This is a genomic window from Pinisolibacter aquiterrae (assembly GCF_019160155.1).
GTDB classification, from domain to species: Bacteria; Pseudomonadota; Alphaproteobacteria; order Rhizobiales; family Ancalomicrobiaceae; genus Pinisolibacter; species Pinisolibacter aquiterrae.
Map to the genome: position 1 here is coordinate 425822 of NZ_JAFNIH010000019.1, position 24045 is coordinate 449866.

General features: G+C 69.4%; 23 protein-coding genes. 14 read left to right on the plus strand and 9 right to left on the minus strand.

Translation table 11 applies throughout. The features are described 5' to 3' along the window. The first annotated feature begins 259 nt into the window (after positions 1 to 259). The 7 genes from J3S89_RS06270 (at position 260) to J3S89_RS06300 (ending at position 7339) form a co-directional block, all read left to right on the plus strand. Positions 260 to 1390, plus strand: a complete 1131-nt coding sequence (locus J3S89_RS06270; protein ID WP_217926610.1) for a type III PLP-dependent enzyme — start codon at positions 260 to 262, stop codon at positions 1388 to 1390. Positions 1391 to 1506: 116 nt separating this feature from the next. Beyond that, positions 1507 to 2067 carry a GNAT family N-acetyltransferase gene (locus J3S89_RS06275; RefSeq protein ID WP_230489030.1) on the plus strand — a complete coding sequence of 187 codons (561 nt, stop codon included), beginning with the start codon at positions 1507 to 1509 and terminating at the stop codon, positions 2065 to 2067. 114 nt (positions 2068 to 2181) lie between these two features. Then, a complete protein-coding gene (locus J3S89_RS06280; RefSeq protein WP_217926611.1) occupies positions 2182 to 2544 on the plus strand; it encodes an Ig-like domain-containing protein in 363 nt (120 codons plus the stop codon). Positions 2545 to 2738: 194 nt separating this feature from the next. Next, a complete protein-coding gene (locus tag J3S89_RS06285; RefSeq protein WP_217926612.1) occupies positions 2739 to 3215 on the plus strand; it encodes a hypothetical protein in 477 nt (158 codons plus the stop codon). A 220-nt stretch (positions 3216 to 3435) separates the two neighbouring features. After that, a complete protein-coding gene (locus tag J3S89_RS06290) occupies positions 3436 to 4866 on the plus strand; it encodes a homospermidine synthase (protein WP_217926613.1) in 1431 nt (476 codons plus the stop codon). A gap of 164 nt (positions 4867 to 5030) precedes the next feature. Next, positions 5031 to 6707, plus strand: a complete 1677-nt coding sequence (locus tag J3S89_RS06295) for a methyl-accepting chemotaxis protein (protein WP_217926614.1) — start codon at positions 5031 to 5033, stop codon at positions 6705 to 6707. Positions 6708 to 6826: 119 nt separating this feature from the next. Then, entirely contained in the window at positions 6827 to 7339 is a 513-nt protein-coding gene (locus J3S89_RS06300) for a hypothetical protein (RefSeq protein WP_217926615.1), read from the plus strand. A 57-nt stretch (positions 7340 to 7396) separates the two neighbouring features. Here the strand turns inward: J3S89_RS06300 and J3S89_RS06305 are convergent, their stop codons facing one another. From J3S89_RS06305 to J3S89_RS23370, 6 genes are all read right to left on the minus strand, one after another. After that, positions 7397 to 8374, minus strand: coding sequence for a WD40 repeat domain-containing protein (locus J3S89_RS06305; protein ID WP_217926616.1), 978 nt, complete (start codon positions 8372 to 8374; stop codon positions 7397 to 7399). 4 nt (positions 8375 to 8378) lie between these two features. Further along, complete coding sequence (locus tag J3S89_RS06310) at positions 8379 to 9350, minus strand: CobW family GTP-binding protein (RefSeq protein ID WP_217926617.1); 972 nt, start codon at positions 9348 to 9350, stop codon at positions 8379 to 8381. 47 nt (positions 9351 to 9397) lie between these two features. Continuing rightward, positions 9398 to 10351, minus strand: coding sequence for a metal ABC transporter substrate-binding protein (locus J3S89_RS06315; RefSeq protein ID WP_217926618.1), 954 nt, complete (start codon positions 10349 to 10351; stop codon positions 9398 to 9400). Positions 10352 to 10421: 70 nt separating this feature from the next. After that, on the minus strand, positions 10422 to 11294 hold the full coding sequence (locus J3S89_RS06320; RefSeq protein WP_217926619.1) for a metal ABC transporter permease: 873 nt from the start codon (positions 11292 to 11294) through the stop codon (positions 10422 to 10424). Positions 11295 to 11337: 43 nt separating this feature from the next. Continuing rightward, entirely contained in the window at positions 11338 to 12078 is a 741-nt protein-coding gene (locus J3S89_RS06325) for a metal ABC transporter ATP-binding protein (RefSeq protein ID WP_217926620.1), read from the minus strand. Next, positions 12075 to 12209: a hypothetical protein gene (locus J3S89_RS23370; protein ID WP_274383202.1), complete on the minus strand. Its 135-nt coding sequence runs from the start codon at positions 12207 to 12209 to the stop codon at positions 12075 to 12077. The genes J3S89_RS06325 and J3S89_RS23370 overlap by 4 nt, the downstream gene beginning before the upstream one ends. A 372-nt stretch (positions 12210 to 12581) precedes the next feature. On the opposite strand from J3S89_RS23370, the gene hemH reads away from it, so the two are divergent. From hemH to J3S89_RS06340, 3 genes are all read left to right on the plus strand, one after another. Further along, positions 12582 to 13631: a ferrochelatase gene (gene hemH / locus J3S89_RS06330; RefSeq protein ID WP_217926621.1), complete on the plus strand. Its 1050-nt coding sequence runs from the start codon at positions 12582 to 12584 to the stop codon at positions 13629 to 13631. A 62-nt stretch (positions 13632 to 13693) separates the two neighbouring features. After that, positions 13694 to 14659 carry an SPFH domain-containing protein gene (locus J3S89_RS06335; protein WP_217926622.1) on the plus strand — a complete coding sequence of 322 codons (966 nt, stop codon included), beginning with the start codon at positions 13694 to 13696 and terminating at the stop codon, positions 14657 to 14659. Between the two features lie 18 nt (positions 14660 to 14677). Beyond that, positions 14678 to 15133, plus strand: a complete 456-nt coding sequence (locus tag J3S89_RS06340; protein WP_217926623.1) for an NfeD family protein — start codon at positions 14678 to 14680, stop codon at positions 15131 to 15133. 142 nt (positions 15134 to 15275) lie between these two features. Here J3S89_RS06340 and J3S89_RS06345 read toward each other — a convergent pair whose 3' ends face one another. Beyond that, the gene (locus J3S89_RS06345; protein WP_217926624.1) at positions 15276 to 16244 is read right to left on the minus strand and encodes a KpsF/GutQ family sugar-phosphate isomerase; all 969 of its coding nucleotides are present in this window, start codon (positions 16242 to 16244) and stop codon (positions 15276 to 15278) included. 218 nt (positions 16245 to 16462) lie between these two features. Here J3S89_RS06345 and J3S89_RS06350 point away from each other — a divergent pair, with 218 nt between their 5' ends. Further along, a complete protein-coding gene (locus tag J3S89_RS06350; protein ID WP_217926625.1) occupies positions 16463 to 18166 on the plus strand; it encodes an outer membrane beta-barrel protein in 1704 nt (567 codons plus the stop codon). Between the two features lie 76 nt (positions 18167 to 18242). Here the strand turns inward: J3S89_RS06350 and galU are convergent, their stop codons facing one another. Then, positions 18243 to 19121, minus strand: coding sequence for a UTP--glucose-1-phosphate uridylyltransferase GalU (gene galU, locus J3S89_RS06355; RefSeq protein ID WP_217926626.1), 879 nt, complete (start codon positions 19119 to 19121; stop codon positions 18243 to 18245). 307 nt (positions 19122 to 19428) lie between these two features. On the opposite strand from galU, the gene J3S89_RS06360 reads away from it, so the two are divergent. The 3 genes from J3S89_RS06360 (at position 19429) to J3S89_RS06370 (ending at position 22525) form a co-directional block, all read left to right on the plus strand. Continuing rightward, positions 19429 to 20733 (plus strand): lytic murein transglycosylase, encoded by a 1305-nt coding sequence (locus tag J3S89_RS06360; RefSeq protein WP_217926627.1) that lies wholly within the window; start codon positions 19429 to 19431, stop codon positions 20731 to 20733. 123 nt (positions 20734 to 20856) lie between these two features. Continuing rightward, positions 20857 to 22038, plus strand: a complete 1182-nt coding sequence (locus tag J3S89_RS06365) for an SGNH/GDSL hydrolase family protein (protein WP_217926628.1) — start codon at positions 20857 to 20859, stop codon at positions 22036 to 22038. A gap of 49 nt (positions 22039 to 22087) precedes the next feature. After that, entirely contained in the window at positions 22088 to 22525 is a 438-nt protein-coding gene (locus J3S89_RS06370) for an EamA family transporter (RefSeq protein ID WP_217926629.1), read from the plus strand. Positions 22526 to 22597: 72 nt separating this feature from the next. Here J3S89_RS06370 and J3S89_RS06375 read toward each other — a convergent pair whose 3' ends face one another. Beyond that, a complete protein-coding gene (locus J3S89_RS06375) occupies positions 22598 to 24016 on the minus strand; it encodes a glutamate synthase subunit beta (RefSeq protein ID WP_217926630.1) in 1419 nt (472 codons plus the stop codon). Positions 24017 to 24045 lie beyond the last annotated feature (29 nt).

Consider the following 24045-nt stretch of genomic DNA (forward strand, 5'->3'; position numbering starts at 1 on the left):
CGTCTCGTGACCGGAAGGGTCCGCGCCCCTCTCCTCAGCGCGGGTTCGGGTCGGCGTCACACCGCCGGCTCATCGGGTGCTCGTCACCGTCGTTCGGTCGTCTCCAAAGCGATCGTCGGCGCGGGATGTGCTCCCCGAACACTTTCGCGCGTCGCCGCGCGGAGGAAACGCCCGAGAACGGCCGAAAGGCCCGATGCGGGGATGACCGAACGCCGACGGCATCGTCGGCCTGCTTGGAAGACCCGGGAAGGACCCCGCCATGACCGCTCGCATCCGTGAATTCCTCCGCACCCGCCGTCCCGATGGTCCCTGCCTGGTGGTCGACCTCGACGTCGTGCGCGAGAAATACATGTCCTTCGCCAAGGCGATGCCCGACACCCGCGTCTTCTACGCGGTGAAGGCCAACCCGGCGCCGGAAGTGCTGGCGCTGCTCGCCGAGATGGGCTCCTGCTTCGACACCGCCTCGGTCGCCGAGGTGGAGATGGCGCTCGCCGCCGGCGCCACCCCGGACCGCGTCTCCTATGGCAACACCATCAAGAAGGAGCGCGACATCGCCCGCGCCTTCGAGCTGGGCGTTCGCCTCTATGCGGTCGATTGCGAGGCCGAGGTGGAGAAGGTCGCCCGCGCCGCTCCCGGCTCGAAGGTCTTCTGCCGCATCCTGTCGGACGGCGCCGGCGCCGAATGGCCGCTGTCGAAGAAGTTCGGCTGCGTGCCGGAGATGGCGCCGCGCGTGCTCGAGCACGCCCATCGTCTCGGCCTCGAGGCCTATGGCGTGTCCTTCCACGTCGGCTCGCAGCAGCGCGACACCGGCGCCTGGGACGCCGCCGTGGCGTCGGCCGCCGGCATCTTCCGCGAGATGGCCGATCGCGGCATCCACCTGCGCATGGTCAACCTCGGCGGCGGCTTCCCGACCCGGTATCTGAAGAACGTGCCGGCGGTGCAGGCCTATGCCCAGGCGATCTCCGACGCCATCCTGACCCATTTCGGCAACCACGTCCCCGAGACCATCATCGAGCCGGGGCGCGGCATGGTGGGTTCGGCCGGCATCATCAAGACCGAGGTCGTGCTCATCTCCAAGAAGAGCGACGACGACGAGGTCCGATGGGTCTATCTCGACATCGGCAAGTTCGGAGGTCTCGCCGAGACCATGGACGAGGCGATCCGCTACCCGATCAAGACGGCCCGCGACGGCGACGAGATGAGCGCCTGCGTGCTGGCCGGCCCGACTTGCGACAGCGCCGACGTGCTCTACGAGAAGGATCCCTACCTCCTTCCCGTCAGCCTCGAGATCGGCGACGAGGTTCTGATCGAGGGCACCGGCGCCTATACGACCACCTATTCGGCGGTCGCCTTCAACGGTTTCGCGCCGCTGAAGAGCTACGTCATCTGAGGATGACCGATCGGGGGTGAGCCCACCCCCGGCCTCCCGCACCGTTCCCGACCGGCCGGCCCTCCGGGGCTCGGCACGAGGGTCGTCGTCCACTCGCTCGCCCGAGGACCTCGACCGTGATCCACGTTCGTCCCCATCTCGCCGTCGCCACCCCCGCCTTCCACGTCCGTGACGAGATCGACACCGATTTCGTCGCGCGCGAAGCCCTGCTCGACGCCGCCTTCGGCCCGACCCGCTTCGCCAAGACCTGCGAGCGCCTGCGCGAGGGCCGCCGCCCCGCCGAGGGTCTCGCGCTGGTCGCGGAGGGTGCCGACGGCCGCCTGATCGGCACCGTCCGGTTGTGGCACGTCGAGGCCGGATCGGCCGGCGCCGCCCTGATGCTCGGCCCCATCGCGATCGATGCCGAGGCCCGTTCGCTCGGCCTCGGCGGCGCGCTGATGCGGGTCGCCATCGACCGCGCCCGGCGCTTCGGCCATCGCGCGATCGTTCTGGTCGGCGACGCGCCGTATTACACCCGCTTCGACTTCACCCCCGAGGCGACCCTCGGCCTCGACCTGCCCGGCCCGGTCGATCGCACTCGGTTCCTCGGCCTCGACCTCGTCGACGGCGCGCTTTCCGGCGCCTCCGGGATGGTCGAAGCGACCGGCCCCTTCGAGGCGATCGCCCGCGCGGCGTAAGACGGGGCCGGCGCGATCCGGCGCCCGGCCCTTCGCTCGTCGACGAATGGACCGATGGGAATCCCGGCGGGGGAAGGATACGCTCGCTCCGATTGCATATGATCGGAGTACACGATGACGTTTATTCTCCCCCTCGGCCTCGCGCTGCTCTTCCCCGTCACCGCCGAAGCCGCCAGCAAATGTTTCACCCCGCGATTCGTCTCCCTCGTCGGCCAGACCGTCAACGCCCAGATGATCGCCGAGAGTGGCCGGTCCTGCAGCATCGGCCTGGGAAGCTCCGAGGGCCCCGTCAAGTCGACCTGGATCTCGACCCAGGCCCGCAACGGAACCGCCACGGCGACCGGCACCAGGGTCTCCTACAAGTCGAGACCGGGTTTCACCGGCCGCGATTCCTTCACCTATTCCCGCACTCTGATCGACCGATACGGCAAGCCGGGAACCAAGATCGTCGTGGTGAACATCGAGGTCGTCCACTAGGACGCCCGACACGGCGCCCGGCCGGCGGGCTCTCCCGCGCCCGCGCCCTGGACGGCCGGGGCGAACCCGGCCGTGTGGCGGCGCGAGCCGTCCGGCCCTCGATTGGCATCGCTCCTGCTTGGGGGACCGCCATCGCCCCCTCGCGCGCGTCGCGGCGAGCGGATCGTCGCGTGCGTGTCGCGAAGGAGACGAACATGACCACCCCGACCGACGTCGACGCCCCGCGCGACGCCTTCGACATTCTCGAGGGCGCCCGCGCCGCGCGGAGCGAGCCGGAGCGCTCCGAGGCGGCCGTCCTCGCCGCGCTCCAGGCCGCGCCCGACGACCGCGCCGTGCGGATGGGCGCCTACAAGTTCTATTTCTACGCCGGACGCCTCGCCGAGGCGGTGCCCCATGCCGCATGGTGCGTCGCCGACGGCGCCCGCGCCCTCGCGATCCCGCCCGATTGGCGTGGCCTCGCCCCGGGCTCGGTGCCGTGCGCCGGCTACGACGAGGCGCCGCGCTTCTTCGTCCAGTCCCTGGTTGCCCTCGGCTATTGCCGGACCCGGATCGGCGAGATCGACGCCGGCCTCGAGGCGCTGCGGAAGGCCGCCGAGATCGACCCCACCGACACCTTCGGTGTGAAGCGCCTGATCGCCGTGATCGAGCGCGGCGGCCTCGACGAGGACTGAAACCCCCGCGAAGCCCCGAATGACGGTCTTGCGACGCGGATTCCCGTTGACCCGCCGGCCGTCGCCCTGTTTTGTGATCACGAATTCCGCATCCGGCCGCTCGGCCGATCGCGGCCCTTTCGACGTCGCCTCCGCGACACGTGTTTCCCGGGTCGCCCATGCGACACGATCTTCCCGGGTCGCCCATGCGACCAGCCATCAACCCCAGGAGTTGAAACGAATGAAGACTTGGCCGATCTACGGCGAAATCACCGGCCCCATCGTGATGATCGGCTTCGGCTCGATCGGCCGAGGCACCCTTCCCCTGATCGAACGCCATTTCAAATTCGACAAGTCGCGTCTCGTGGTGATCGACCCGTCCGACGCCGACCGCAAGCTCGTCGACGAGCGCGGCTACGCCTTCGTCCATCAGGCGGTCACCAAGCAGAACTATCGCGAACTGCTGCTGCCCTTCCTCACCGCCGGCGAGGGCCGGGCCTTCATCGTCAACCTGTCGGTCGACACCGGCTCGCTCGACCTGATGAAGTTCGCCCGCGAGAATGGCGCGCTCTATATCGACACCGTGGCCGAACCCTGGCTCGGCTTCTATTTCGACAAGAATGCCACCACCGCCGACCGCTCCAACTACGCCCTGCGCGAGGCGGTGCGGACCGAGAAGGCCGCCTCCCCCGGCGGCCCTACGGCGGTCTCCTGCTGCGGCGCCAATCCCGGCATGGTCTCGTGGTTCGTCAAGGCGGCGCTGCTCGACATCGCCCGCGACACCGGCGCCGAGGCCGAGAAGCCCACCACCCGCGAGGGCTGGGCGAAGCTGATGCAGTCGCTCGGCGTCCACGGCGTCCACATCGCCGAACGCGACACTCAACGCTCCAGGAACCCGAAGCCCGCGAACGTCTTCGTCAACACCTGGTCGGTCGAGGGCTTCATCTCGGAAGGTCTGCAGCCGGCCGAACTCGGCTGGGGCACCAAGGAGACCTGGAAGCCCGACAACGCCCGCTCCCATGAGAAGGGCTGTCTGGCGGCGATCTATCTGCTCCAGGCCGGCGCCAACACCCGCGTCCGCACCTGGTGCCCGACGCCCGGCGCCCAGTACGGCTTCCTCGTCACCCACAACGAGGCGATCTCCATCGCCGACTACTACACCGTCGGCGACAAGGCGGCCCCCGAGTTCCGCCCGACCTGCCACTACGCCTACCATCCCGCCAACGACGCCGTCCTGTCGCTGCACGAGATGTTCGGCGCGGAAGGCCGCAAGCAGCCGGCGCAGCACATCCTCGACGAGCACGAGATCGTCGACGGCATCGACGAACTCGGCGTGCTCGTCTACGGCCACGCCAAGAACGCCTATTGGTACGGTTCGCAGCTCTCGATCGAAGAGACCCGCGTTCTCGCCCCCTACCAGAACGCCACCGGCCTCCAGGTCTCCTCGGCCGTGCTCGCCGGCATGGTGTGGGCGCTCGAGAACCCGATGGCCGGCATCGTCGAGGCCGACGAGATGGATCACGAGCGCTGCCTCGAGGTCCAGACCCCCTACCTCGGCCCGGTCTGCGGCTACTACACCGACTGGACCCCGCTGGAAGGACGCCCCGGCCTCTTCCCCGAGGACATCGATACCGCCAACCCCTGGGCCTTCCGCAACGTTCTGGTGCGCTGAGCCTTCCTACAATTTCAGTAGGCATGGAGAACCCGGAGAACACCACTCCGGGTTTTTCTTTACGCGACCGGATACTGACGCGACGTCAGGCCTTTAAAACGTCTCGACAACGAAAAATTTACCCGTGCGGAGGAGATTATCGGCGAAAATCGAGAGGATTCCCCATGAAGAACGTCTCCATTGCCGCGAAGTTGGCCATTCTCTTCGCGATGACCGCCGCGTTGTCGCTCGTGGTCGGCGCGGTCGGTCTGTGGGCGGAATCCTCTCAGCGCGCCCTCGGCGAGGACATGCGCCAGGCCTTCCTCGGCCAGGCCTATGTCGAGCGCATCAATGGCCTCGTCTATGCGGTGGTGATGGACAGCCGCGGCGTCTACATGTCCGCCGACCCCAAGAAGCTCGCCAAGTTCGCCGACGGCATGGCCAAGAATCTCGACCGGATGACGCAGGAAGTGGCGGACTGGAAGAAGGACGTCGCCCCCGCGCTCCGTTCCCGCTTCGACACCCTCGAGAGCCGCGTCGCCCAATTCCGCGAGTTCCGCCTGGAGACCGCCCGTCGCGGCCGCGAGATCGGTTACGAGGCGGCCCGCGAGCACGGCGACAACGACGCCAACCGCTCCGTCCGCTCCGCCCTCAACAAGGATCTCGAGGCCCTGGCCGAAGGCCTCTCCGATCAGGCCGCCGCCGCCTCCGCCCGTCTCGACACGCTCACCGAGCGGTCCCGCCTCATGGTCGCCCTGTCGATCGGCCTCGCCGTGGTCGTCGGCCTGTTCGGCTTCTGGCGCGTTCGCTCCGACGTGACCAAGCCGATCGAGCGCCTCGTCACGGTGATGGCTCAGATTTCCGCCGGACGCACCGACGTCGAAGTGCCCCTGCGCGATCGCGGCGACGAGATCGGAGCGATCGCCACCGCGGTCGCGGAATTTCGTGCGACCGTCGAACGGTCCGACGCGATGAAGGCGAGCCTCTCCGACGAGGGCCGCGCCCGCGCCGAACGCCAGGCCAAGATCGACACGGCGATCACCGCCTTCGACCACGAGATCCGCGACCTGACCACCGAACTCGGCCGCGCCGTCGAGACCCTGTCAGGCGCCGCCCGTCATCAGATCGAGTCGACCCAGGGCGCCGGCGCCCGCGCCCGCGACGTCGCCGGCGCCTCCGAACAGGCCGCCGGCAACGTCCAGACCGTCGCCGCCGCCGCCGAGGAACTCTCCGCCTCCGTCGCCGAGATCAACGCCCGCGTCGCCGACGCCACCGGCACCGCCCGCACCGCCGTCGACACCGCCGAGCGCTCCGCCGCCGCCGTCCAGGGGCTCGCCGGCTCGGCCCAGAAGATCGGCGAGGTGGTCGGCCTGATCCGCTCGATCGCCGAACAGACCAACCTCCTCGCCCTCAACGCCACCATCGAGGCCGCCCGCGCCGGCGAGAGCGGCCGTGGCTTCGCCGTCGTCGCCAACGAGGTCAAGGCGCTCGCCGACCAGACCGCCAAGGCGACCGAGGAGATCTCCGCCCAGATCATCGAGATGCAGTCGACCACCCGCGCCTCGGTCGCGGCGATCGAGGAGATCCGCGCCACCATCCGCGCCATCGACGGCATCACCATGTCGGTCGCCGCCGCTGTCGAGGAACAGAGCGCCTCCACCGACGAGATCGCCCGCAACGTCAATCACGCCGCCTCCGCCTCGCGCGAGGTCGACCACAACATCCGCGAAGTCGACGTCGCGATGGGCGAGACCGCCCGCAGCGCCGAGAGCCTGCTCGATCTGGCCGTCGGCCTCGACCGCCGGTCCTCCGACCTGCGGTCCCGTGTCGACGCTTTTCTGCGAACCATCGCCGCCGCCTGAGATCCCGGCGCGATCGGCCGGACGCCGCCCTCACCGCTCCCGTCCGGCCACGACCTTGCGACGGTAACCGCTCCGAAACGCCTCTCGGCTACGGTGGCCGTCGGGAACGGGGGAACGAGATGCGTGGTCTGGTCGGATATGTCGCAGCAGCCGTGATCGCCGCGATGGTGGCGACCGCGTGGACACTGCTCCAGAGCGACGGCCAGTCGCTGATCGCGTCGTTCCGCATCCCCGATTCGCTCGCCGGCATGATGCCCGACCTCGCCATCGGCATGCGTCGCCTGATCGGCTATTACAACGAGACCGGCCGCCCCATGACCGTCCTCATCGACGTCCCGGCCGGCGTGCTGATCTTCCTGGTCCTGAACATCCCCGGCGCGATCTTTCTCTGGGCCGCCGAGGGCGCCTGGGGCAAGGCGCCGAGCTGGCGCACCATGAAACCCCTGTGGGGCGGCCTCGCCTATGCGGTGATGGCCGCGACCTTCGTCATGCTCTGCATGAACTACGGTCTGCCGCCCTTCTCGAGCCTGCGCATCTCGCCGATCGGCGCGACCCTCGCCGCGCTCTTCTCCGGCGCCATCCTCGGCCTCACCCCGCCGCCGGAACCGAAGATCGACGACTACGGCTACTGAGGCCCGACGCGCCGACGCCCGTTCCGGATCGCGACCCGACGGCGGCGGCGGGATCGCTCACCGCCGGATGTCGATCACCCCGGCCTCGCCGCCCTCGCCGCCGAAGGCGATCCGGACGCCGGCCGCGTCCCACGCCAGCGCCGAGACGGGCGATCCTTCCGGCTTGCGCAGCAGCACCTCCGCCGCATCGCCGAAGCGCACCGCCATGATCATGCCGTCGTCGTAGCCGATCGCCACCACGTCCTCGCTCGGATGACAGGCGACGGAGGTGACGATGCGGTCGCGCGGACCGAGCTCGAGCGGGGCCTTGCCCATCGGCCCGTCCTTGGAGAGATAGGGCCAGAGGATCGCCGCATTGGCCCCGGAGGTGGCGAGAAACCGCCCCTTGGCCGACCACGAGATCGACTTCACCTTGGTCGGATAGCCGGTCATCCGCATGTGTTTCATGTCGTCGATGCGCCAGCCGTGCAGCGCCGGCTCCTGCATCGTCGTCACCAGGAAGCGCCCGTCGGGCGAGGCGGTGATGCCGGTATGCGCGCCCTTCCACGGCAGATCGACCGGGGCGCCCTTGGCGGTGACCCAATGCAGCATCGCCTTGTCGGTGGTCGCGGTGGCGAGCCGCAACCCCTTGGGCAGGAAGGCGACGCCGCCGACCGCCTTCTCGTGCGGAAATTCCACCACGGTGCCGTCGGCGAGCCGCACCCAGGCCATGCGGCCGGAGGCGGTGGCGATCGCCCCCTGCGGCCCCTCGGCCAATTGGTCGAGCCACTTGCCTCGTCTCTCGAACAGGGTCTCGGTGGTACCGTCGGCGGTGGTGCGGACCACCCGGCCGTCGTCGCCGGCGGTCAGGAGGCTCCGGCCGTCGGCGGCGACACGGGCGGCGAGAATGCCGCCGTCGTGCGCCTCCACGGTCGGATCCGTCTCGCCGACGACGAGCCGGACGTGCCCGTCGCCGAGCGCGAAGACCGGCGCCTCGCCGAGGAAGCCGGAGGCGACGACATAGGCGTCGAAGCTGCGCGGATCGATCGTCGGCATCGCGTCAGGCCGCCTTGCAGGCTTCGAAACCGGCCTTCAGGGCCGCGAAGTCGAGATCGCGGCCGATGAAGACCAGACGCGTGCGGCGCTCCTCGTCGGGCTTCCAGTCGCGCTGGTGATTGCCCTCGACGATCATGTGGACGCCCTGGACCACGTAGCGCTCGGGATCGCCCTTGAAGGCGATGATGCCCTTCATCCGGCGGATGTTGGGACCCTGTTCCTGGGTCGCCCGGTTGACCCATTCGAAGAAGGGTTCCGGCTCCATGTCGCCGGCCTCGAGGCTGATCGACTTCACCGTCTCGTCGTGGCTGTGATGATCGGCGACGAGGAACTCCGGCTCGACCAGAAGGATCCGGTCGAGATCGAAGGCGCCGCGATCGAGCACTTCGGAGAGATCGACCGCGCAGCGCTCGGTCTCGACGATGCGGGCCTGCGGATTGATCGCCAGGATCTCCGCCTTGACCCGCGCCAGTTCCTCGGCGGAGACGAGATCGACCTTGTTGAGCAGGATCACGTCGGCGAAGGCGACCTGATCCTCGGCCTCGGGGCTGTCCTCGATGCGGGCCATCAGGTTCTTGGCATCGACCACGGTGACGATCGCATCGAGACGCGTCTTGGCGCGCACCTCGTCGTCCATGAAGAAGGTCTGGGCGACCGGCGCGGGATCGGCGAGACCCGTGGTCTCGATGATCACCGCGTCGAACTTGCCCTTGCGCTTCATCAGGCCTTCGAGAATGCGAATGAGATCGCCGCGAACGGTGCAGCAGATGCAGCCGTTGTTCATCTCGAAGATCTCCTCGTCGGTGTCGACGACCAGGTCGTTGTCGATGCCGACTTCGCCGAACTCGTTGACGATCACCGCATATTTCTTGCCGTGATCCTCCGAGAGGATGCGATTGAGGAGGGTCGTCTTGCCGGCACCGAGATAGCCGGTGAGCACGGTGACGGGAATGGCCGAAGCGGCGGCGGACGTCATCGAGGAGGGTTCCTTGTCTCTCGCGAAGCCCACCGCCGGGCGATCGGTCACGAATCGGCCATCGCCGCCGTCAGGAGCTTCACGTTGTTGCGGACCATATCGACATATGTGGAGGCCGGTCCACCCTTTGGCGAGAGGCTGTCGGAATAGAGTTCCCCACCCAGGACGACACCCGTCTCCTTGGCGATCCGCTTCACCAATCGACCGTCCGTCATGTTCTCGATGAAGACGGCGGTGATGTGTTCACGCCGGATCTGGCGGATCAGCGCGGCGACCGCCTTGGCAGAGGGCTCGGCGTCGGTCGACAGACCCTGCGGCGCCACGAATTCGATGCCGTAGGTCGTGGCGAAATAGCCGAAGGCGTCGTGAGAGGTGATGACCCGCCGCCGCGCCGCCGGCACCGCCGCGATCTTCGCCCGCACCTCGGCGTCGAGGCCGGCGAGTTCGCTGGTGAAGGCGGCGGCATTGGCTGTGTAGACCTCGCGCCCCTCCGGATCGGCGACGATCAGCGCGTCGCGAATGTTCGCCACGTAGAGCTTCACGTTGTCGATCGACTGCCAGGCGTGGGGATCGAAGGCACCGTGATCATGGTCGTGGCCGGCCTTGGCCTCGGCGCCGTGCGCCTCGCCCTCGTCCTCGGCCTTCTGCGGCACGACGCCCTTGGAGGCGACCACCACCGCCGCCCGGGTTCCCGAGGCGGCGACCAGACGATCCATCCAGCCCTCGAAGCCGAGCCCGTTGACGAAGACGAGTTTCGCGGCGGCGAGCGTCTTGGCGTCGCTCGGCTTCGGCTGGAACACGTGCGCGTCGCCGTTCGGCCCGACCAGCGTCGAGATCGTCACCCGCTCGCCGCCGACGCGGGCGATGAGATCGGCCAGGATCGAGAAGGAGGCGACCACCGGCAGGCGGGTCTCGGCGGCGACGGCGAGCGGCCGGGTCGCGGCGGCGAGCGCCAGCGTGGCGGTGGCGGCGAACAACGAACGACGGGACACTACGATCATGGGATCGACTCCACGTTGAGGTCTGCGAAGGAGGATGAGAGGCGGACCGCGCGTTCGGCGAACGCGCCGGTCAGGCTTCCAGATGTCGCCGCCCGAGCCGGGTGGTGACGAGACCGCGTCGCCCGAACAAGAGCGAGACGAACCAGATCACCCCGGCCGTCAGCACGATCGACGGACCGGCCGGCAGCGACAGGTGATAGGAGACGACGAGGCCGACGACCGAGGAGATCACCCCGATCAACGCCGCCACGGCGATCGTCGCGGTCGGGTCGTCGACCCAGGACCGCGCCCCGGCCGCCGGCAACATCATCAGCCCGACCGCCATCAGCGTGCCGAGCGCATGGAAGCCGCCGACCAGATTGAGCACCACCACGCCCATGAAGACGAGGTGGACCGAGGCCCCGACCCGCCCGCCGACCGCGCGCAGGAAGCCCGGATCGATCGAATCGAGCACCAGCGGCCGCGCGATGATCGCGAAGACGATCAGCGTCGCCGTCGAGATCCCGGCGATCAGCATCAGCGCGTCGTCGTCGAGCGCCAGCACCGAGCCGAACAGCACGTGCAGGAGGTCGACGTTCGACCCGCGCAGGGAGACGATGGTGACGCCGAGCGCCAGCGACAGGAGATAGAAGGCGGCGAGCGAGGCGTCCTCGCCCAGCACCGACGAGCGCGCCACCGCCCCCGCCGCCACCGCCACCGCGACGCCGGCGATCAATCCGCCGAGCGTCATCGCCGTCAGCGACAGGCCGGCGAAGAGATAGCCGATCGCCGCGCCGGGCAGGATCGCGTGGCTCATCGCGTCGCCGGTCAGCGACATCCGCCGGAGCATCAACATCACCCCGATCGGGGCCGCCGCCAGCGCCAGCGCCACCGAGCCGACCAGCGCCCGCCGCATGAATTCGAAGTCGGCGAAGGGCGCGATCAGGAGATCGTATGCGGTCATGATGTCCTCGGGTCGAGCGACGGAGCAGGGAGCGTGACGAGCGTCAGGACGCGCGCGCGCAGACGTGCGCGTGAGTATCGAAGGCCTCGATCATCCGCTGCGCCCGCGCCAAATGGGCGTCCGAGACGACCTCCGCCGTCGGCCCCCAGGCGACCGGCTCGCGGGCGAGAAGCAACGTTTCGGGGAAATGCTCGGCGACCAGCGCCATGTCGTGCGAGACCGCCACCACCGTGCGCCCCTCGCCGTGCCAGCGATGGACCAGAACCAGGAGATCGGCCACGGTGCGCGCGTCGACCGCATTGAAGGGCTCGTCGAGCAGAATCACCGCCGCGTCCTGCAACACCAGCCGCGCGAACATCGCCCGCTGCATCTGCCCGCCCGAGAGCGTCCCGATCGACCGCGTCTCGAACCCCTCGAGCCCGACCGCCGCCAGCGCCTCGCCGATCCGCGCCCGTTCCGCCGGCCCGATGCCGCCGAAGGCGCCGATCCGCCGCCACGCCCCCATCGCCACGAAATCGTAGAGCGACAACGGGAAACGCCGATCGATCTCCGCCACCTGCGGCAGATGGGCGATCGCCTTGGGCTCGACCCCGTGGAGCCGGATCGCCCCGCCGATCGGCCGGACCGCGCCGACGATGCCCTTGAGGAGCGTCGACTTGCCCGCCCCGTTCGGCCCGATCACCGCGGTCAGACTGCCGCGCGCGATCGCGCCGGTGAGATGATGCACCGCCGGATGGCGGTCGTAACCGAGGGTGAGATCCTCGAACTCGATCAGCGCGCTCACGGCAGCACCGCCGGCACGATCGGAGCGCTGGCCCACAGCACCGCCAGCCAGACGAGAACGGAGAGCCCGCCGGCGACCGCCAGCCGCGACGCCACCGACGCCTGCACCATCGAGAAACGCGGCACAGTCACGCCCCGAACCGCCCCGTGCGCGTGTCCATGCTCCGGCGCGGGACCGTGATCGTGCCCGTGTTCGGCCTCGACCGCATGATCGGCCGCGTGCGCATGACGATCGCCGCCATGATCCCCGAGCCCCTCGATGCGGGCTTGCGCCGACACCGAAACGGGACCATGTGCGGAGGGGGCGGGACCGAGGTCCCGACCCGAGAGGATCCCGACCGGACGCGGGGCGAGAGAGGCTGTCGTGCTCATGGAGGATGTTATAACGTAACACTTCGAGGCCGGCAAGCCCGTCCGCCCGCCGTCATCGTCCCGGAAACATTTTCGCCCACCCTCGTGTAGACTGGGTAAAAGTCGAATCCTCACCCGGAGCCGCCCGTCCCGATGCCCCCGACCACCGCGCCCTCCCCTTCGCCCCGGCCCGCCGATCATCCGGCGGTGGAGAGCGGCCGTGTCGGTGTCCTCCTGGTCAATCTCGGCACGCCGGACGGCACCGACTACTGGTCGATGCGGCGCTATCTGAAGGAGTTCCTCTCCGACCGCCGCGTCATCGAGGTGCCGCGCGCGATCTGGTGGGTCATCCTCAACGGCATCATCCTGACCACCCGGCCGGCGAGGAAGGGGCGCGACTACGCGACCATCTGGAACCGGGAGCGGAACGAAGGCCCGCTCAAGACCATCACCCGCGCCCAGGCCGAGCGCCTCGCCGAGCGGCTCGATCGCGACGACGACCGCCTCGTCGTCGATTGGGCGATGCGCTACGGCAACCCGTCGATCGCCGAGCGCCTCGACGCGCTTCTGGCGCGCGGCTGCGAGCGCATCCTGGTGGTGCCGCTCTATCCGCAATATGCCGCCGCCACCACCGCGACCGTCGCCGACGCCGCCTTCGACGCGCTGAAGACCATGCGCCGCCAGCCGGCGGTCCGCATCGCCCCGCCCTGGCACGACGACCCGACCTACGTCTCGGCGATCGCCACCTCGCTGGCGAACGACCTCGCCGCCCTCGATTGGGAGCCGGAGGTGATCGTCGCCTCGTTCCACGGCATCCCCGAGAGCTATTTCGAGAAGGGCGATCCCTATTTCTGCCACTGCGCCAAGACCATGCGGCTCCTGCGCGAGGCGACCGGATACGACGAGACGCGCTTGCGGATGACCTTCCAGTCGCGCTTCGGCAAGGCGGAATGGCTGCGCCCCTATACCGACGAGACCATCGCCGCGCTGGCCCGATCCGGCGTGAGGCGTCTGGTCGCGATCACCCCCGGCTTCGCCGCCGACTGTCTCGAGACGATCGAGGAGATCGGTCACGAGAACGCGGAGATCTTCCGCGCCGCCGGCGGCGAGAAGTTTCACCGTGTCGCCTGTCTCAACGACGGACCGCTCGGCCTCGACGTGATCGAGACCGTGGTCCGCCGCGAGCTCGGCGGCTGGATCTAGAGGAGGAGCGGCCCCGGCCGCTCTCGCGCCGTGGAGGCCCACGGCCGACAGGGAGGAAGTCCATGCCCCTTTCCGGTTTCGACATCGTCGTCGTCGCCTTCGTGGCGGTCGTCGTCCTGGTCTTCTTCGCCGGCGTCAAGACGGTGCCTCAGGGCCAGAACTGGACGGTCGAGCGCTTCGGCCGCTACACCCGCACCCTGAAGCCCGGCCTCAACGTCATCGTTCCCTTCATCGACCGGATCGGCGCCAAGCTCTCGGTGATGGAACAGGTCCTCGACGTGCCGACCCAGGAGGTCATCACCAAGGACAACGCCACCGTCGCCGTCGACGGCGTCGCCTTCTACCAGATCCTCGACGCGGCCCGCGCCGCCTACGAAGTGCAACAGCTCGAGATCGCCATCCTCAACCTGACCATGACCAACATCCGTACCGTCATGGGCTCGATGGAACTCGACCTGCTGCTCTCCCACCGCGACGAGATCAACACCAAACTGCTCCACGTCGTCGACGCCGCCGCCGAGGCCTGGGGCCTCAAGGTGACCCGCATCGAGATCAAGGACATCGTACCGCCGGCCGACCTCGTCGCCTCGATGGGCCGCCAGATGAAGGCCGAACGCGACAAGCGCGCCGCCATTCTCGAGTCGGAAGGCATGCGTCAGTCCGAGATCCTCAAGGCCGAGGGCCAGAAGCAGGCGCTGATCCTCGCCGCCGAGGGCCGCCGCGAGGCCGCCTTCCGCGACGCCGAGGCGCGCGAGCGCGCGGCGGAGGCCGAGGCCAAGGCGACCGAGATGGTCTCCAAGGCGATCGCCGAGGGCGACGTCCAGGCGATCAACTACTTCGTCGCCCAGAAATACGTGGAGGCGCTCGGCCATCTCGCCTCCGCCCCCAATCAGAAGGTCCTGATGCTGCCGGTCGACGCCACCTCGATCCTCGGATCGATCGCCGGCATCGCCGAAATCGCCAAGGCGACCTTCGGCGAGGGCGGCGAGCAGCGCCGCCGCCCCGGCGTGCCGGACACGCGTGGCTGACGGCTCAGGGAGACTTCCATGCTCGACGGTCTCGAAACCCTGTTTCTGCGATACGGCGCCTGGAGTTGGTGGCTGCTCGGCCTCCTGCTCCTCGGCCTGGAGATCGTGATGCCCGGCTTCGTGCTGATCTGGTTCGGCGCCGCCGCCGTCCTGATCGGCGTCCTGGCGTTGGCGGTCGACTGGTCGGTGCGAACCCTCGCCATCATCTGGGCGATCCTGTCGATCGTCCTCCTGATCGTCGGCCGCCGCGTCATGAAGCGCTCGGAGACGGAGTCCGAGGATCCGCTCCTCAACGACCGCGCCGGCCGACTCGTCGGCCGCGCCTTCACCCTCGAGGAGCCGCTCGGCGAGAACGGCGGCCGCCTCACCATCGACGACACCAATTGGCGCATTCGCGGGCCGCTCCTGCCGGTGGGCACCCGCGTCGTCGTGCGCGCCGTCGAGGGAACCGTATTGGTCGTCGAGGCGGCCTGAGACCCCGGGTCGCCCACGGGCGACCCTCTTCCTGCCTCGCGGCCGCTCGGGCGACCCTCTTCCTGCTTCGGGGTCGCCTCAGGCGACGCTCTGCCTGGTTTGGGGTCGCCTCAGGCGACGCTCTGTCTGGTTTGGGGTCGCCTCAGGCGACCCCGGCGCGCAGCAGATCGTGGACGTGGACGACGCCGACCGGGCGTTCGTCCTCGACCACCAGCAGCGCCGTGATCGACGACACGTTCAAGGTCGCAATCACCCGACCGAGCAGGGCATCGGGGCGGGTGGTCTTCGGATTGCGGGTCATGACGTCGTCGACCCGCTGTTCCAAGAGATTGGGCGAGAGATGGCGGCGCAGGTCGCCGTCGGTGACGATCCCGATCAGCCGGCCCTCGGCATCGACCACGCCGACGCAGCCGAAGCCCTTGCCGGTCATCGCGATGATCGCCTCGCTCATCGGCGTGCCCGAGGCGACGACCGGCACCCGGTCGCCGACGTGCATGACGTCGCGCACCGTCCGGAGCGACGAGCCGAGCTTACCGCCCGGATGGAACACCCGGAAATCCTCCGGCGTGAAGGAGCGCCCCTCGAGCAGCGCCACCGCCAGCGCGTCGCCGATCGCCAGTTGCAGCGTCGTCGAGGTGGTCGGCGCCAGCCCGTGCGGACAGGCCTCCTCGGCGCGCGGCAGCTCGAGCACCACCGTCGCCGCGCGTCCGAGCGTCGAGGTCGCCTTCGAGGTCACCGCGATCAGCGTCACGTCGAACCGCGCCGCATAGGCGAGGATCGGCGCGAGCTCCGCCGATTCCCCCGACCACGACAGCGCCAGCACCACGTCGCCGTGCGCGATCATGCCGAGATCGCCGTGCCCGGCCTCGGCCGCATGGACGAAATAGGCCTGTGTTCCCGTCGAGGCGAGCGTGGCGGCGATCTTGCGCCCGACATGGCCGCTCTTGCCCATGCCGGTGACGATCACCCGCGCCGCCGGATCGGCCATGAACTCGACCGCGCGGACCAGCGCCGTGCCGAGATCTCCGTCGAGGGCGGCGGCGAGCGCCTCCAGGCCGCGAGTTTCGGTGGCGATCGTGCGCCGTGCCGAGGCGAGACTGTCTGGTTTCATCCTGAGGATCCTTGACCCGAGGCCGCGCCGAAACCGTCGCCGCCATGGTGTGGGGGTCGCCTCTCTACCACGTTTCGCCGGCGCGCCAAGGCGCCGCGCGGTCGCGCCCCCTCCCCCCGCGAGAACCGGCAAGAAAGCGTTAACCACTTCCCTTTACCTTTCGGCAAGAAACCGCGACCCGACCCGTGTCGACCCCGCCGCGATCGTCCCGAGGATCCATGCGCTCCGCGAGCCTCCCTCCTGCGCGAGCTCCCGCGTCGCGATCCCGCTCCCGTCGCGTCGACGGGTGCCTCCGCGCGTCGCTCGCCGGCGCGAGCCTCCTCGTCGCGCTTCTCACCGCCGTCTCGCCCGTCCGCGCCCAGTTCCTGCGCGGCACCCTCTCCGAACGCGAGACCGCGACCCCCGACGATCCGACCCGCACCCTGCCCCGGACCCCGACCCCGTCGGTCAACGTCGCCCCCGATCTGCTCGGTCTCGGCGAAACCGTCTCGCCGCTCGATCCCGCCGCCCTGCCGAAGGACGGGACCGACGCCGCCGCCGCGACGGCCGACCCGGCCACGCCCGACCTCACCCGCACCGGCACCGTCGATCCCCGCGCGACCGCGGGTCGCGGTTCGACCGCCCGTCGCGGCACCGCCACGACCCGGACGGCGACGCCCGCCCCCGGCACCCGTGTCGCCCCGGTCGCGCCGACGGCCCCACCCGAGGAGACCGGCCGGGTGATGCCCACCGCCGCGATCCGCTCGGCGCCGCCCGACCCGGACGGCGCGACCGCCGAGGAGGCCGTCAAGGAGGATGCCGCCTACGCCCCGCTCGGCCTGCGCGTCGGCGGCATGACCTGGCGGCCGGCGATCGAGATCGGCGTCGGCGGCAAATCGAACGTCGATTCGGCACACGGCGGCCGCTCGAGCAGCGCCGTCTCGATCGAACCGGAACTGATCGGCCGATCCGACTGGTCGCGTCACGCGCTCGAGGTGTCGCTGCGCGGCGGTCTCCTCGCCTATCCGAACGCCCCGGATCAGAGCCGCAAGCAATATGCCGCCGAGGTTCGGGGCCGGATCGAGATCGGCGACCTCACCCGTCTCGATCTCGCCGCCGGCTGGGCCCGCCAGCGCGAGACGACCTCGGTCACCGAGACGGCCACCGCCGGCGACGGCACCGATCGCGAGAGCAAGACCCTCTCCGTCGGCCTGACCCGCGAGGTCGGCGCGATCGGCCTGACGTTGCGCGGCGAAATGGCCCGCTCCGACTATTTCCTCAACGGCACCCTCGACGCCGGCGCGGTCGATCCGTCGATCCAGAACAACACCCGTTGGACCGCCGCCTTCCGCACCACCTTGGGGCCGACCCGGACGATCGCGCCCTTCGTCGAGGTCCAGACCGGCATCCGCCGTTACGATGCCGGCTTGGTCTACGGCCTGCGTCGCGACGGCGACGGCGCCGCCGCCAAGATCGGCGTGGCGATCGACACCGGCCCGACCCTGCGCGGCGAGATCTCGACCGGCTGGGGCTTCGAGAAGCCGGCTGAGACCTCGTTGAGCACCCTCTCCGGCTGGCTCGTCGACGGCAACCTGACGTGGTCGCCGAGCCGTCTCGTGGTGGTCAAGACGAAGATCAAGACCAGCTTCGAACCCACCACCAACGCCGGTTCGCCCGGCTCGATCGCCCGCGCCTGGACCATCGACGTCGATTGGGCGCTGCGGCGCGACCTCACCGCCAGCCTCGGCGGCGGCTGGGACACCAAGCACTATTTCGGGATCGACGTCGACGAGCGCACCGCCGCCCTGTCCGCCGGCCTGACCTACAAGTTCGACCGCACCTTCCAGACCTTCGTCCGTGCCAAGTTCGAGCACGTCACCGCCTCGAACGCCCCGACCTACGACGTCGGCACGGTGATGACCGGCGTTCGCATCCAGCGCTGACGACGGCCCCCGAGAAACGAAGACGGCCGCCGCCCCGGCAGGGACGACGGCCGCGCGTCGTGGATCGGACCGAGGATCAGTGCCCCTTCAGGATCGCCGCGATCTCGGCCTTGAAGTCGGCGGTCAGCTCGGTGCGCTCGAGGCCATAGGCGACGTTGGCCGCGAGGAAGCCGACCTTGGAGCCGCAGTCGTAGGTCTTGCCCTCGAACTTCACGCCCCAGAACGCGTCTTCGCCCATCAGCTTGAGCATCGAATCGGTCAGCTGGATCTCGTTGCCGGCGCCCTTCTCCTGGCTCGCCAGCAGTTCGAAGATGCGCGGCTGCAGGATGTAGCGGCCGTTGATGAAGAGGTTGGAGGGGGCGGTGCCCGCCTTCGGCTTCTCCACCATGGAGGTGATCTCGAAGGCCTTGCCCTTGTGGGCGCCGACCCCGACGATGCCGTACTGATGGGCGAGCTCGGGCGCGCATTCCTCGACCGCGACCACGTTGCCGCCGGTCTCATGATAGACCTCGGTCATCTGGGCGAGACAGCTCTTGCCGACGCCCTTCATGATCATGTCGGGCAACATCACCGCGAAGGGCTCGTCACCGACCAGATCGCGCGCGCACCACACCGCATGGCCGAGCCCGAGCGGCTCCTGCTGGCGGGTGAAGGAGGCCGCGCCGGGGCGCAGGCGCTGACCGTCGAGGATGGCCAGTTCCGCCACCTTGTTGCGGCTCTTCAGCGTCTGCTCGAGCTCGTAGGCGATGTCGAAGTGATCCTCGATGACGCCCTTGTTGCGGCCGGTCACGAAGATGAAGTGCTCGATGCCCGCCTCGCGCGCCTCGTCGACGATGTATTGGATCACCGGCTTGTCGACGACCGTCAACATCTCCTTCGGCATCGCCTTGGTGGCGGGGAGGAAGCGGGTTCCGAGGCCCGCGACGGGGAAGACGGCCTTGCGAATTTTCTTCATGTCGAAAACACCCTGAAACCCATGACGATCGGGCCGGGATCCCCTCTCGTCGACAGTTGTGGACGTACCGGAAGCTCGCTCGATCGACAAGCCGGTCGATCTGCGGATCCGTCGGCGACCGGCGCGCTGTTCTCCTGATGCGCAGTCGTGGCGGGACCGTGGCGAGCCACTCGCATGCCACGAAACTCACCACCACGGCGTTAAGACCGTATTAAGATCGAATTAACCATGATCCCCCGAGACGACGCGCCATCCGCGACCTCCGGCCCGCCCACCCGAGCCGGTCGCATCGATCAGGAGACCACCGATGACACGAGCGACTTCGCTGAACCGGGGCCTTCTCGCCCTCCCGGATCCGGCGACCACCCGCCGTGCCTTCCTCGTCGGCCTCGGCGCCACCGGCCTCGGCGCCTGCGCCTCCAATCCCGTCTCCGGCACCCTGCGCGCCGCCGAGACCCCGGAGATACCCGACGGGTTCCGGGAATGGATCGTCGCCTTCCGCCCGCGCGCGCTCGGCCGCGGCATCTCCGCCGCCACCTACGACCGCGTCATGAATTCGGTCGTGCCGGAGACCTCGGTCTTCAAGTCAGACAAGTCGCAGCCCGAGACGATCGAGCCGATCTGGCGCTACGTCGACCGCCGCACCAACGAATACAACGTCGCCACCGGCCGCAAGCGCATCCAGGAATATGCCGCCCTGTGGGACCGGATCGAGGCCCGCTACGGCGTCGATCGCCATCTCCTCTGCGCGCTGTGGGGGCTGGAATCCTCCTTCGGCGATCTCGCCGTCTCCACGAAATACATGAAGCCGGTGATGAACTGCCTCGCCGCCCTCGCCTGGGGCGAGCCGCGACGGCGCACCTATTGGGAGGCCGAGCTCCTCAACGGCCTCGTCATCATCGATCGCGGCTGGGCCGAGCCGTCGGGCATGATCGGTTCCTGGGCCGGCGCCATGGGCCACACCCAGTGGATGCCCGAGGTCTGGCTCAACATGGGCGTCGACTTCGACGGCGACGGCAAGATCAACCCCTTCGGCAAGCCCGACGACGCGCTCGCCGGCACCGCCCGCTACATGGTCGAGCGCGGCAAGTACCGCCGCGGCGAGGCCTGGGGCTACGAAGTCTCGTTCGATCCCGGCTTCGATCTCGGCGACGCCGACGGCAAGACCCGCCACACCATCGCCCACTGGACCGCGCGCGGCATGCGCCGCGCCGACGGCCAGCCCTTCCCGCGCTCCGGCGACATCGCCCGCATCTGGCTGCCGGCCGGCGCCAAGGGCCCCGCCTTCGCCCTGTTGCAGAACTTCTACGCGGTCCGCTCCTACAACCCCTCCAACAAATACGCGCTCGCCATCTGCCACCTCTCCGACAAGATCCGGGGCAACGGCACCTTCATCCATCCCTGGCCGACCCAGGAGCGTCTCCTCACCCTGGCCGAGACCCAGGAGATGCAGGAGAAGCTGACCGCCATGGGCTTCGACACCGGCGGCGCCGACGGCCGCGCCGGCGAGAAGACCCAGTCGGCGCTCCAGGCCTGGCAGAAGTCGGTCGGCATGCAGCCCGCCGACGGCTACCCCTCCGACAAGGTTCTGGAACGGCTGCGCGGCGGTTGAGACCCGGCCCGGCCACGCGAAAATGTCGGAGAAATCTCCGACCCGATTCAATCCGCGCGGAAATCGCACTAGACTGGTCTTCGAGCCGACCCTCGCGGCGTCAGAGATCCGGAGACCGTCCCCATGCGCCGCATCGCGATGTGGCTCGCCGTCGTGGCGATCGCGCTCGCCCTTCCGGGCGCTCCTCCGGTTCAGGCCCAGGATCCCGTCACCGGCTTCTTCAACATGCTGTTCGGCGGCGGCCGGCGTCAGCCGCAACAACAGCAACAGCAGTATCAGATCATCGAGCCCGACCAGACCCGCAAGCCCACCCGCCCGGCCGAGCCTCGCGTCGTCGAGACGCCGAAGAACCCCGACGCCCAGACCGTCGTGGTGGTCGGCGACATCGAGGCGGCCGGGCTCGCGAGCGGCCTCCAGGCCGCCTTCGCCGAGGAACCCTCGCTCATCGTCCTGCCCAAGGTGAAGAACACCACCGGCCTCGTCCGCGACGGCGACCCCGACGGCATCGCCCAGCTGAAGAAGACCCTCACCGACACCGCGCCCGATTTCGTCGTCGCCATGATCGGCATCAACGACTGGCGCGCGATTCCCGTGCCCGGCGGCAAGGCGATCGAGCCCGACTCCCCGGACTGGGCCCGCCTCTACGGCGAACGCCTCGACCAATATGTCGCGGCGCTGCGCGCCACCGGCCGGCCGTTCTGGTGGGTGGGCCTGCCCCCCACCGCCGACGCCGACCTCGGCCCGACCCGGCGCGCCGCCTTCTCCGCCTTCCTGTCGTCGCTGAACGACCTCGCCCGCCCGCGCGTCCAGGCCGCAGGCGGCACCTTCGTCGACGTCTGGGCCGCCTTCACCGACGAAGAGGGCCACTACACCCAGATGGGTCCCGACGTCGACGGACAGGTGAAGCGCCTGCGTCTCAACGACGGCATCCTCTTCACCCGGGCCGGCCGGCGCAAACTCGCCTTCTTCGTCGAGAGCGGCATCCTGCGCCTCAAACGCGGCGAGGCCCCGGTCGCCCTGCCGGAGGAGCCCAAGGTGGTCGCCCCGGTCGAGGCGACCATCGTCGGCGCGCCGCCGCCGCTGCCGCCGGCGCCCTGGTCGGTGCCGGGCCCGGTCGTCCCCCTCGACGATCCCGCCCCGTCCGCCGAGGCCGGCCTCGCCGGCGGCCCCGACCGTACGCCGCCGCGCTGGCTGCCGGGCGGCTACCCCGTCGCCGCCACCCCCGCCCACCGCCGTCTGGTCGAGGGCGCCCCCCTCGATCCGCCCGCCGGCCGGGTCGACGCCCTCGTCCGCCGCGCGCCGTGACCGCCACGGACCGACGGCCGACGCGGTTTCATCCCTTCGGAGAGGCCCGATGACCCTGCCCACCCCTCCCGCCTGGCTGTTCTGGGCGTTGCTCTCGGCCGTCTTCGCCGCCTCGACCGCGCTCTTCGCCAAGCTCGGCGTCGCCCAGGTGCCGGTGCAACTCGCCACGCTCCTGCGGACCCTGGTGGTGGTCGCCTTCGCCGGCGGCCTCGTCGCCGCCACCGGCGAATGGCGCGCGCTCCCCGGCCTTCCGGCCAGCGCCTGGGGCGCCCTGATCCTGTCCGGACTGGCGACGGGCGCCTCGTGGCTCTGCTGGTTCCGCGCCCTCTCGCTCGGCGAGGCCGCCCGCGTCGCCCCGATCGACAAGCTGAGCGTGGTACTGGTCGCCGTCTTCGGCGCCACCTTCCTCGGTGAGCGTCTGACCGCGATCAACTGGGCCGGCGTCGCCCTGATCGCCGGCGGCGCCGTTCTGGTCGCCGTCCGCTGAACTGACCCCGAAGACGACGACGGCGCGCCTCTGTCGAGACGCGCCGCCGAATACGTCCGAGACGAAGACCGCTCAGCGCGGCAGTTCGGTCTTGCCCATCAGGTCGAGGTCGATCGCCCGCGCCGCCTGACGACCCTCGCGAATCGCCCACACCACGAGGCTCTGGCCGCGCCGCATGTCGCCGGCCGCATAGACCTTGTCGACCGAGGTCTTGTAGGCGACGTCGTCGGCCTTGACGTTGCCGCGCTTGTCGAACGCGGTCGCCAGCTCGTCGAGCATGCCGACGTGGACCGGACGCGAGAAGCCGATGGCGAGGAACACCAGATCCGCCTTGATGACGAATTCGGTGCCGGGGATCGGCTGACGCTTGGCGTCGACCTTGACGCACTTGACGCCGGTGACGCGCCCGTCCTCGCCGACCACCTCGACGGTGCCGGTCTGGAACTCGCGATTGCAGCCCTCCGCCTGCGACGAGGAGGTGCGGAACTTCACCGCCCAGTTCGGCCAGGAGGCGAGCTTGTCCTCCTTCTGCGGCGGCACCGGACGGATGTCGATCTGCGTCACCTGGACCGCGCCCTGACGGAAGGCGGTGCCGACGCAGTCCGACGCCGTGTCGCCGCCACCGACCACGACGACGTGCTTCGCCGCCGCCAGGATCGGCGCTTCGTGGCTGATGTCCTCGCCCGAGGTGCGGCGGTTGGACTGGACCAGATAGGTCATCGCCCAATGGCAGCCGGAGAGGTCCTGACCCGGGATCTGCGGATCGCGCGGCTCTTCCGAACCGCCGGTCAGAAGCAGCGCGTCGTGGCGCTCGGCCAGTTCCTTGGCGCCGACGTCGAAGCCGACGTTGACGCGGGTGTGGAACACCACGCCCTCGGCCTCCATCTGCGAGACGCGCCGGTCGATCAGCGCCTTCTCCATCTTGAAGTCGGGGATGCCGTAGCGCAGCAGGCCGCCGACCTTGGGCTCACGCTCGTAGACGTGGACCTCGTGGCCGGCACGCGCCAACTGCTGCGCCGCCGCCATACCGGCCGGCCCCGATCCGACGATTCCGACCGACTTGCCGGTCTTGACCGCCGCCGGGATCGGCTTGACCCAGCCCATCGCCCAGGCCTTGTCGATGATCGACTGTTCCACCGTCTTGATGGTGACCGGCACGTCCTCGAGATTGAGGGTGCAGGCCTCCTCGCACGGCGCCGGGCAGACGCGGCCGGTGAATTCGGGGAAGTTGTTGGTGGAGTGCAGGTTGCGCGCCGCCTCTTCCCATTCCTCGTTGTAGACGAGGTCGTTCCAGTCGGGGATCTGGTTGTTGACCGGACAGCCGGTATGGCAGTAGGGCACGCCGCAATCCATGCAACGCGCCGCCTGCCGCTCCACGTCCACGTCGCTCAACGGCAGCGTGAACTCGCGGAAATGCCGGATCCGGTCGCCCGCCGGTTGATACTTCTGTTCCTGGCGGTCGAACTCGAGAAAGCCGGTGACCTTACCCATCACGCACTCCGTTCGTCTTCCGTGGGACC

Bases quoted from the DNA above. Each gene is read 5' to 3' on its own strand.
- J3S89_RS06270 (WP_217926610.1), top strand. From the start codon at position 260: ATGACCGCTCGCATCCGTGAATTCCTCCGCACCCGCCGTCCCGATGGT.
- J3S89_RS06280 (WP_217926611.1), top strand. From the start codon at position 2,182: ATGACGTTTATTCTCCCCCTCGGCCTCGCGCTGCTCTTCCCCGTCACC.
- J3S89_RS06285 (WP_217926612.1), top strand. From the start codon at position 2,739: ATGACCACCCCGACCGACGTCGACGCCCCGCGCGACGCCTTCGACATT.
- J3S89_RS06290 (WP_217926613.1), top strand. From the start codon at position 3,436: ATGAAGACTTGGCCGATCTACGGCGAAATCACCGGCCCCATCGTGATG.
- J3S89_RS06295 (WP_217926614.1), top strand. From the start codon at position 5,031: ATGAAGAACGTCTCCATTGCCGCGAAGTTGGCCATTCTCTTCGCGATG.
- J3S89_RS06300 (WP_217926615.1), top strand. From the start codon at position 6,827: ATGCGTGGTCTGGTCGGATATGTCGCAGCAGCCGTGATCGCCGCGATG.
- J3S89_RS06305 (WP_217926616.1), bottom strand. From the start codon at position 8,374: ATGCCGACGATCGATCCGCGCAGCTTCGACGCCTATGTCGTCGCCTCC.
- J3S89_RS06310 (WP_217926617.1), bottom strand. From the start codon at position 9,350: ATGACGTCCGCCGCCGCTTCGGCCATTCCCGTCACCGTGCTCACCGGC.
- J3S89_RS06315 (WP_217926618.1), bottom strand. From the start codon at position 10,351: ATGATCGTAGTGTCCCGTCGTTCGTTGTTCGCCGCCACCGCCACGCTG.
- J3S89_RS06320 (WP_217926619.1), bottom strand. From the start codon at position 11,294: ATGACCGCATACGATCTCCTGATCGCGCCCTTCGCCGACTTCGAATTC.
- hemH (WP_217926621.1), top strand. From the start codon at position 12,582: ATGCCCCCGACCACCGCGCCCTCCCCTTCGCCCCGGCCCGCCGATCAT.
- J3S89_RS06335 (WP_217926622.1), top strand. From the start codon at position 13,694: ATGCCCCTTTCCGGTTTCGACATCGTCGTCGTCGCCTTCGTGGCGGTC.
- J3S89_RS06340 (WP_217926623.1), top strand. From the start codon at position 14,678: ATGCTCGACGGTCTCGAAACCCTGTTTCTGCGATACGGCGCCTGGAGT.
- J3S89_RS06345 (WP_217926624.1), bottom strand. From the start codon at position 16,244: ATGAAACCAGACAGTCTCGCCTCGGCACGGCGCACGATCGCCACCGAA.
- J3S89_RS06350 (WP_217926625.1), top strand. From the start codon at position 16,463: ATGCGCTCCGCGAGCCTCCCTCCTGCGCGAGCTCCCGCGTCGCGATCC.
- galU (WP_217926626.1), bottom strand. From the start codon at position 19,121: ATGAAGAAAATTCGCAAGGCCGTCTTCCCCGTCGCGGGCCTCGGAACC.
- J3S89_RS06360 (WP_217926627.1), top strand. From the start codon at position 19,429: ATGACACGAGCGACTTCGCTGAACCGGGGCCTTCTCGCCCTCCCGGAT.
- J3S89_RS06365 (WP_217926628.1), top strand. From the start codon at position 20,857: ATGCGCCGCATCGCGATGTGGCTCGCCGTCGTGGCGATCGCGCTCGCC.
- J3S89_RS06370 (WP_217926629.1), top strand. From the start codon at position 22,088: ATGACCCTGCCCACCCCTCCCGCCTGGCTGTTCTGGGCGTTGCTCTCG.
- J3S89_RS06375 (WP_217926630.1), bottom strand. From the start codon at position 24,016: ATGGGTAAGGTCACCGGCTTTCTCGAGTTCGACCGCCAGGAACAGAAG.